The following is a 6,400-nucleotide window of genomic DNA, read 5'->3' on the forward strand; positions in this document are numbered from 1 at the left end:
GTCAGCACGACCTGCAACGGGGCGTCCGGACGGACCACCACGGCCACCGCGGGCGGGTGGGCCTGCTCGCCGACCCGACCGTCGGCTCCGATCTCTTCGGAATGGCCGAGCGGGATCTCGGTGGGCGCGGCCGGCAGCACTGACACGGCGTCGAGCAAAATCTGCCTCTGACGCTCAAGGCCTGCGAGATGGCGACTTCCGGAGTTAATGGCGCACCAGGCCACAGCCCGGTCGATAATCCGGGGACCTTCGCCCGCGATGGCGTCCAGAACCCTACGGTCCTGCGCGTTCAGACTTAGAGACATGCCGATCCTCCCTCAGTCACAATAAACCAAGGGCCGCGGGTAAAACGTGCTTCCTCCTGGGAGGAAACCGGGCGCCCGCGCAACAGCCTTGCGCTACTGATAGTCCTTTCGCCAGCGGACGGAAAGCTTTGCGTCGCCCTGACCGCCAATTCTCGACACCAGCGACAGGGTTTTGCGAATCCGCCACTCGACCTGGGCCTCCGGACCCTCACGGCCACCCCCGATGATTTCGAGATAGACGTCATCGGTCACGTACTTGCCGCCGGCGACCGTCATGCCGGTCGCGCCCTCGGCAAAGGCCAGTCGATCCAGGCGCGCGAGGCTGCGCAGGTTGCCGATCACGTCAAAGCCTCCGCCCCCGGCGAGGGCCGCAAGGGCCGAGGCCAGCTGGGCGGCCTCGATCGGCGACAGCTGGGCGGCTGAGGCCCCGAACAGCACCTGGCTGAGCACCTCGTCATTGGGCAGTTCTGGGGTCGAGGTCAGGGTGATCTCGGGCTTGGCCGCCGTGCCCTGGATCCTGACGACGGCCGTCAGGGCAGTGTCCTGGCGACTGGCGCTGAGATTGAGTCGGATGCGGTCGAGCTGGGTCGCCAGGGTGACGACGCCGCTGTCGTCGAACTCAAAGCGCTTGCCGGCAAAGTCATATTCGCCCCGGACGACCCGGGCTGTGCCGTCGAGAATCGGCGAGAACGAGGTCCCCCCGACATGGGCCTCGAGCGAGAGTTCGACATCGAGGCCCCGACCCCGCACGAAGACCCGGCGCGGGGCCTTCAGGGTAATGTCCATGGCCACCCCGCCGCCCGGACTGGCCCGGCGCGGCTGGACGCCCTGGTCCAGCTCCGGCGGCCGGTTGCGCTCGACCACGTCGAGACTGACCACGCCGGCCGGGGTCTTGCTCTGTGCCGAGACGTCGGCACGATCCAGGACCAGGGCCCCGGTCAGCTTGATCTTGCCGTCGGCCGAGCGGTTGATCGTCGCCTGGCCGGTCGCGCTGGCCGAGGCCAGGTCGTTGTCGATGAGCTGGAAGTTGCGCAGCTCCAGCTTGAACCCGCTGATCCCATCGCGGTTCAGACTGATCCGCCCGCCCCCGAACACGGTCCCGCCCTTGCCGTCCTCGCCTGTGGCCTGGCTGACGTCGATAGCGTTGTCCGCCAGGGCCAGGCGCAGGGTCATGTTCTTCAGTCGAAGGCCGGTCTGCCCCTCTTCGAAGGCCCCGCCGTCGAGGGCCGCACGCCCGACGATGCGGGGATCGGCGAGGGTCCCGGCCAGCGAGCCCTGGGCGTCGATCTTGCCCGACAGCGACCGCTCCGGCCCCAGCAGCAGGTCCCACAGCGGCTTGATCTCGCCCTGGGCCAGGAAGGTGCCCTGCATGGCCTTGCGCCGGTCGATGGCCAGCCGCAGGGGGCGTGCCGAGGCTTCAGTCGGCAGGACAAGATGCGCCTCGGCCTTCAGGCCCTGGGGGTTTGAGCCGTCGGCGTCGATCGACAGCAGCCGGTCCTTGAGGTTGCCCTGGATCCGGGCGTCCAGCGACTGGTTGAGGCGCGCGCCGCGCTCCCGGGCCCCGGTGAGCCGGGCCTGGAAATCACCGTTGAGCACGTCGCCCTGGCCCCGCAGGTTGAAAGCCCCGTCGATGTCGCCCGCGAGATCGGGATCGAAGGCTGTCAGGCTCACGCCCGTCAGCCTGGCCATCAGTTCGGCGACCTCACCGCCGAACTCGGCATCAATATCAGCCTGGCCGTCGCCGACCGCCAGCCGCAGCTTCGCCCCGGTCTCGGCACCGCCGAATCGCAGGCGCGCCGTTTCGCGGGTCTTGATATCGGTGCGGCCGAGCTTGCCGGCTGCATCGAGAGCCAGGGTGAATTCGTCGCCGGTCTGGGAGAGATTGCCGCTGCCGCCCAGCCGCCAGCGTCCGTTCGGAGCCACCCCCTGGGCGTCGAGGGTCAGCGGCAGGCTGGCCATGGCCCCGTCGGCGCGGATCCGTGCCGTCCGAACCTTCCAGGACCCGGCGCTGAGGTCCTCGGCCATCAGGTCGAGCTTGGCCGATGCGCCACCGGGCGCGTCGACGATCCGCGCCGAACCGGCCACCCGTCCCTGGGTCAGGAAGGCACCTGGCCCGACGGCGAGCTGCAGATCGGCCGACGCCGGTCGTCCCCGCCGGAGCGAGACCGCGCCCGAAGCCTTGGCCCCGCCTGCGTCGATGTCGATCTCCGTCAGATCCAGACCGCCGGGCGCGAAACTGAAAGCCGCCCCGCCCCGGGCCGGACCGTAGACGCTGTCGCCAGTCAGACGGGCCACACCATCCCCGCCCCCAGACGTCCGGGCAAAGGTCAGGACCAGTCGCGCCTTGGTCAGGGCCAGCTTCGGCAAGTCGATGGTGTCAAAGTCAGCCGTCAGGTCGGCCCGCGGCGCGGCCAGCGTGCCGCTGAGGGTCCCGTCGCCCCGGGCCTTGCCGGTGACCTCAAGCGGACCTGCCCGGAAGGGACCGTCGGCTGTCCAGTCCAGGGTGAAGCCCAGCACATTGCCCGGCGTCATCCGGCCCGCAGCATGCACCCGGGCGCTGTCGCCCTCCAGGCGCGCGTCGGCGATGGAGAGAACACCGGCGTACCAGTTCCCCTTGGTCGTCAGGCGCGGCGCGGTACCCAGCAAGCGATCCAGCTCGGAAACACCGGCCGCGAAACCCTCGGCCCGCACATCGCCCGTGAAGTCCCAGGGCTTGCCGTTGCTGCTTCCGGCCGTCCAGACCGCCTTCAGGCGACCGGTCGCCCCCGGGCGAACGGGACCCAGGCTGGCGACCTGGGCATCGCCCTTGAAGCTCAGACCACCCAGAATCCCGCGCTGGCCTTCACCGGTGACCACCAGGTTAGGCGCCGTAATCCGGGCGGAGCGGATCAGGAATTGGCCATCCCGAAGCCTTAGGCCTTCGAACTGGGCCTTGGGAGCCGCGCCGAGCAGCGCCAGAACCCCGCTTCCGCCGCCGCCCTGACCGACCGCGTCAGCCTTGATGGTCAGCTCGCCTTTCGACCAGCGGACAAGGGCCGGCCCTCGGGCCCGCGCCAGCCGATAGCCGAGCAGTTCCAGCGCCGCGACATCGACGTCGCCCTCGACCGAGAAACCACCCTTTTCGAGCCGGAACGTCCCGTCGACGGCCCCCGTGCCCATCTGAGGGATCGTCACGATCTTCCCGAGGGTGCCGATGCGAGCCTTGAAAGGAAGCCCTGCCGGTCCCGTCCGCTTCTGGCCGAGATCGGCGAGGCCCCGGGAATCGAGCACGAGGTTCTCGCTGCGGATGCGGGTCTGCAGGTCAAACAGGCCCTCGGTGGCTTTATGTCCTTCGATCGAAAAGGCTGCCTCCGGGCCGAACATGTGCTCCAGGCGTCGGGTCAGGGTTGAGGCGCGCAGGTCCAGTCGCCCTCGCGCCGAGCCGCCGTCCGGGGTCCAGGTGCCGGTCGCATCCAGCGGCGTATCCGGGCCCGTCCTGGCCACGATGCTGAACTGACCCTGGCTCATCGCCCCATTGGCCTTCGCCTTGAGATCGAAGGGCCGGTCGACGGGCAGGCCCAGCGCTCCGGCAATGGCACCGCCATTGGCTTCGACGGCATCGGCGTCGAGCTTGAGTGTCCGCTTGCGTCCGAGATCGAAGCTCAGACGCAGGTGATCGCCCAGGTGCTGGCGACTGGAAATGCTGACCCTGCCGCCCTGCCCGCCCTGGCGCGCAAGGCGATAGGCCCCGGCGACATCGAAATCGCCGGCCTTGCCGCTGAAGGCAGGCCGGGTGATGAGCCGCAACCGGACGGAGTCGAGTGACACCGAAATCGGGGTCGAGCCGCCCTTGCCGCTACGTGTCAGGACCGGTCGACGCATGACGATGACATCGCGCGCGCTGATAGCCCGGGCCTGGAACCGTCGTGTCAACAACGCCCCCGGAACCCAGTTGACCCGAACCTGATGGGCTTCAAGCCAGACGCCCTTGGCATCGGCGATCGCCAGGTGCCGGACACTGAAGTCCCGCCAGATGTCGCCGGACAGACCTTCAAGCTTCAGATGGCCGATCGGACCCAGCTTCAGGCCGTTGGCATGGCTTTCGACCAGTTGCCGACCCGGCGTGGTCAGGGGGGCAAGGCGCACACCCAGCACCGCTATGGCGAGAACCGCCAGAACGGCAATAAGCGCCTTGGCCAGTCCGGTGCTGCGCCGCGCCGGACGTGAAGCCGGTGCAGCACCGTCGTTGGACGGCATGCCGGCCTCTGGCGTTTCAGGCGCGCCGGTCAAAAGCTCTGCCCGATGCTGAGATAGATCTGGAAGGCCGGATCGCCGGACCGCTTGCCCAGCGGAACCGCGATATCGGCGCGGATCGGCCCGAAGCCCAGATCATAGCGGACCCCGACCCCGGCCCCGACGCGGAAGTCATCGGCCTTGGGTGTGCGCTCCGGCCCGATCGCGCCGGCATCGATGAAGGCCACGCCGCCCCAGGTCTTGCTGAAGCGGTGCCGGACTTCGATTGAGCTCTCGACCAGCGAAACCCCGCCCTGCGGGGTATTGTCGGCCAGCCGCGGGCCGATCGCCTGATAGGCATAGCCCCGAACCGAGCCACCACCGCCGGAGAAGAAGCGCCGGGAGGCCGGGACCTCCTCCAGCAGCCCACCGAAGATCGCCCCGAGCTTCAGGCGGGCAGCCAGAACGGTATCGGCATCCTTGCCGAACGGCAGGTAGGCCGAGCCCTGAACCTGGGTTCTCAGATAGGCCAGGGTCGTATCGCCGACGATGGCCGTCGGCTCGCCCCGCGCCTCGAACCGCCAGCCGCGCTTGGGGTCGAGAATGTTGTCGGACCGGTCCCAGGCCACGGCGGCCAGGGTGGTTACAGTGGCCAGGTTGAGGACCTCCTTGACGGAAACCCCCTTGGTGGTCGCCAGCTGCTTGGATTGAGACAGGTCCAGCGCCACCCCGTAGGTGCGATAGGACGTGGTTTTCCGTCGCCGCGTCAGGTCGGCGCTGATGGTTGCGCCGGTTTCGTCATAGGCGTCCGTCGTCTCGCGAAACAGCGCGCCGTTCAGCTTCAGGGTCTGCTGGACCCGTCGCCAGTGCGGCAGCGAGACCTCGCCACCGACCCGCTGCTCGAGCTTGGCCAGGCGGGCGGTATAGGTCGTCGTGTCGGCCCGCCTCAGCCGGTTGTACTGGATCCAGCGCGCATCGACACCCGGCCCCTCGCTGGTGGAAAAGCCGGCCCCGAGCTCGATCGTGCGCGGAAGCCGGTCAGCCAGACCGACCACGACGGGACGCCGCCCGTCTGGCGTAAGGCGTTCGAGCGGTGCCAGGGACACCGAGACCGAGTCATAGACGCCGGTATCGCGAAGCCGGCGCTCCAGCTCGGCGACATGTTCGGGGTCATAGACCTCGCCCGGGGTCCAGGGGGCCAGGTCGGCCACCCAGGCCTGATTGCTTCGCCCCTTGGTCACCAGTTCCACCCCGTCCAGGCGGGTGAGGTCTCCAGCCACGATATTGAAGGTCGGTCGGACAGAGTGGTCGGCGTGATCGACAATGACCTCGCGGGGCTCGGCGGCGACGTCGGCATAGCCCAGCCCCTGGACCTGGGCGATGATGCGCCCCTCGGCTCCGAGAATGTCCGCCGCCCGTCCAGGCTGGCCCGGCGTCAGTTGCATGGCGGCATCCGCCCGTTTGACGACGCCTTCATCGGGCGCTGTCCCGCGCCAGACGATCCTGGGATCAGCAAGATTGAAGACCTGACCGGGCGTGACCTTGACGATGCCGCGCGGCGGATCACCTTCATTGACGTCAGGCTCGACGGCATAGGCGTAGTAGCCTTCGGCCCGCAGCACGGCGACGACGTCATCGCCGGCATCCCGCGCCCGCCGACGGGCCTCGGCCCGGCTCTGGGGCGGACCTTTCGCCGTGCCGAGGACGCGCATGATCGCATCGCGCAAGGCCTTGTCGTCCACACCCGAGACGATGGCCGACGGCTCCTCGGCGCGCGCAACCCCTGCCGCCAGCAGCAGGGCGGTCAGCACGGTCAGGGTTGTTCGTCTGCGCACCAAAAATTCGATTCCCCGCGCGGAGCGCCCCCACGTCCCGTGTAGTCG

The 6,400-nt window shown here is 68.9% G+C and carries 2 protein-coding genes and 1 pseudogene; all 3 read right to left on the reverse strand.

Annotated features, from left to right (window positions below; all coding sequences use genetic code 11):
* A pseudogene (locus DBR10_RS20065) lies at window positions 1-305 on the reverse strand (hydrolase); the annotation flags it as partial.
* 93 nt (window positions 306-398) lie between these two features.
* The gene (locus tag DBR10_RS13015; protein WP_108556401.1) at window positions 399-4,541 is read right to left on the reverse strand and encodes a translocation/assembly module TamB domain-containing protein; all 4,143 of its coding nucleotides are present in this window, start codon (window positions 4,539-4,541) and stop codon (window positions 399-401) included.
* 29 nt (window positions 4,542-4,570) lie between these two features.
* Window positions 4,571-6,352 (reverse strand): autotransporter assembly complex protein TamA, encoded by a 1,782-nt coding sequence (locus DBR10_RS13020; RefSeq protein ID WP_442861117.1) that lies wholly within the window; start codon window positions 6,350-6,352, stop codon window positions 4,571-4,573.
* Between the last annotated feature and the right edge of the window lie 48 nt (window positions 6,353-6,400).

The organism is Caulobacter sp. HMWF025 (assembly GCF_003060965.1).
Classification (GTDB): domain Bacteria; phylum Pseudomonadota; class Alphaproteobacteria; order Caulobacterales; family Caulobacteraceae; genus Caulobacter.

Coding starts and splice junctions, on each gene's coding strand:
- DBR10_RS13015 (WP_108556401.1), bottom strand. CDS start 4,541: ATGCCGTCCAACGACGGTGCTGCACCGGCTTCACGTCCGGCGCGGCGC.